The organism is Xenorhabdus sp. PB62.4 (assembly GCF_014467285.1).
Lineage (GTDB): Bacteria > Pseudomonadota > Gammaproteobacteria > Enterobacterales > Enterobacteriaceae > Xenorhabdus.
Genome location: NZ_NKHR01000068.1, coordinates 1 through 2608, shown reverse-complemented (window position 1 = coordinate 2608; position 2608 = coordinate 1). Strand labels below are relative to the sequence as shown.

Genomic DNA, 2608 nt, shown 5'->3' with positions numbered 1-2608 from the left:
CACGTGGAAAGAATGTTTACCGAGATCAATACCAATAAGTGTGACGTTTTGCATGATGGCCTCTCCTGAAAGAAAAACACCCTGCCAGCATACCGCTCACAGGGTGGGGGTGACCATCTCATTAGGCTGAAAAAAAACGGTTAAAAAAACACTGACTCTATGCGGGAAATGGCAATAAAAACAAATTTATTTAATAATTCTGTAACATTTTTCAAGGGGATGTGGGTAAAAGGCATTGGCTGCGATTTATAAATCGCAGCCATATGATTTTATTTGTGAATATTATTGTTATCACTATACAAGGATGGCATACCTTCAGGACGTGTCTTAAAACGACGGTGTAGCCACATGTATTGCTCAGGTGCCTGCATGATCTCTTTTTCAATCACCTTATTCATGAACGCAGCAGCCTCTACTTCATCTTTTAGAGGAAAATTTTCTACAGCGGGTTGAATAATTAATTCATAACCTTTCCCATCAGGTAATCTACGAGGAGTAAAAGGGAGCAATGCCGGATTGGACAAACGGACGAGAATTGAGGTTCCAGTCGTAGTTGCCGCATGTTCAACAGCAAATAGCGGGGCGAATACGCTGTTACGTGGGCCGTAATCATGATCAGGCGCATACCAGACAATTTCACCGTTTTTCAGGCAGCGGATCATACCCTTCACATCTTTTCTATCCAGCATGTATTTATTGGAACGGAGCCGTCCCCATGTTTGTAGCCAATCCATGACAGGGTTGTCATTTGGGCGATACACTCCAATTCCCGGATTCAACATACCAAAGATACGCGCGCCTAATTCCAGTGTCAGAAAATGCACTCCAATAACAATAATTCCCTGGCCTTTGGATTGCACTTTTTGAATATTTTCCCGTCCGGTGATGTTAAACCAGCGCCTGATTCTCCAGTCAGGCCAGAACCAGGCCATACCGGTTTCAAATAAACCCATGCCGACAGATTCAAAATTTTTGACCAGCCATTCATGCCGTTTTTCTAGGGGCATATCAGGGAAACAAAGTGCCAAGTTGCGTTCAGCGACTTTGGCGCGCTTTTTCAAAAAACGTTGGGATAGCCGGCCAAGGCGAGTTCCCATCCAGTAAATCGCTGGATACGGGAGTAAAACCAGTAAATAAAGTATGCCGATACCTAACCAGGTCAGCCAGTAACGGGGATGTAAAAATGAATGACGAAAAGGAGGTGCTTGTATCATGTGTTTTCAGTGTGTTATTTGTCATTTTGAATTGAAGCTGTGTCTAAAATCTTTACATATTTCATCGTTAGTGAACGATTTGTACGCTCAGCTTCTTAGATACAACTTGTGCTCAAATTATCTGCAACAATAGACGCCTATTGAGTAGGCTTTAAGAGCCATTTTGGTGCATTGTGACATTTTTTAATGGAATATCGAAATATTGGGGTATTAAGTACCTAATTGGGCGATAAATTGTGCGATTAACCGCCCTGCTTGATAGCATGTTACCATGCGATAGTCGTGTTATAACCATTCTTTGTATGTTATTGGTATAATTATGCTATTCCCGTATACGATATTCAAACACTTGCTATACGTTGTCAGGACACAAATCACTATCCGCTAAAGCGCATTTTCGCTATGATATCCGGCCATCAATGGGGCAGCCATTGAATTTTTTATTTTTTAATCGAAATTCAGGAAAGTACACCATGCCTGACTTTTTAGGCCCCATCCGTGGAGCCTAGCCTTATTTAATTTGAATAAAAATCCATTTAAATCAAACAAATAAAAAGTAACATCAAGCAACTATAAGAAACCAACAAACATGCAAGTGTGGACACTTTGAGGTCACTACAATTGCTTAAAATGGTTATATACCCATCGTAATTGAAGATGCTTGATTTTTTACTTAAATTAGATCATGTTGATGCCCATGAAAATTCATCTGACGTCAGACCAAAAACGCGCCCTCGAATTAATGCATGATACCATTCGTGATGGACGGGTACGCGACCGTATCAAGGCCGTTCTTTTAGCTTCCGAGGGCTGGACAGCCCAGATGATTGCTCAGGCCTTGCGTATTCATGAAAGTACCGTCAGTCGTCATCTGAAAGATTATTTCTCTGAGGAAAAGCTCACCCCTGAAAATGGGGGCTCTGAAAGCCGTTTGTCTGCCGAACAAACGACAGAATTAGTTGAGTATCTGACCGTCAATTTGATGCATACCACCGCACAAATTGTGGCCTATGTTTGGACACGCGGGCAAATTGCTTTTACTTTGGCTGGCATGACGAAATGGCTTCACCGTCAGGGGTTCAGCTATAAGAAACCGATGGGCGTCCCTCATAAATTGGTTATGTATTAAATGGTTAGATTGAGCATTAAAAGTAGTGCTCGCACTCAATGAAAGTTCCTATCACTTTATCGTGCATCTCCTCTGATTTAGAGTAACCTATCGTTTTGCGATTTAGTCTCTTGATTCGAGTACGATGAGTTAAATTCATTCTCTCTATGCGTTGGGTGAACGTCTTTCCAGTAAGATGGCTCTCTTCTGGAAGATTGTCATAAACCCCATAATTATCCGTACAATAAAATCGAATATTAAAGGGTGATAAGAGGGCAAGCAGCTT

General features: G+C 41.6%; 2 protein-coding genes and 1 pseudogene. 1 reads left to right on the top strand and 2 read right to left on the bottom strand.

Translation table 11 applies throughout. The annotated features are described in order from the left end of the window. Positions 1–269: 269 nt before the first annotated feature. Positions 270–1214: a Kdo(2)-lipid IV(A) acyltransferase gene (locus Xenpb_RS19150; protein ID WP_187655710.1), complete on the bottom strand. Its 945-nt coding sequence runs from the start codon at positions 1212–1214 to the stop codon at positions 270–272. Positions 1215–1911: 697 nt separating this feature from the next. On the opposite strand from Xenpb_RS19150, the pseudogene Xenpb_RS19145 reads away from it, so the two are divergent. After that, positions 1912–2328 (top strand): annotated as a pseudogene (locus Xenpb_RS19145) (transposase); the annotation flags it as partial. 31 nt (positions 2329–2359) lie between these two features. On the opposite strand, the gene Xenpb_RS19140 reads toward Xenpb_RS19145, so the two are convergent. Continuing rightward, positions 2360–2608 (bottom strand): IS1 family transposase (locus Xenpb_RS19140; protein ID WP_222943051.1); only part of this gene is annotated, 249 nt, incomplete at its 5' end.

Excerpts from the sequence above, each read along its gene's own strand:
- Xenpb_RS19150 (WP_187655710.1), bottom strand. The coding sequence starts at position 1,214 with ATGATACAAGCACCTCCTTTTCGTCATTCATTTTTACATCCCCGTTAC.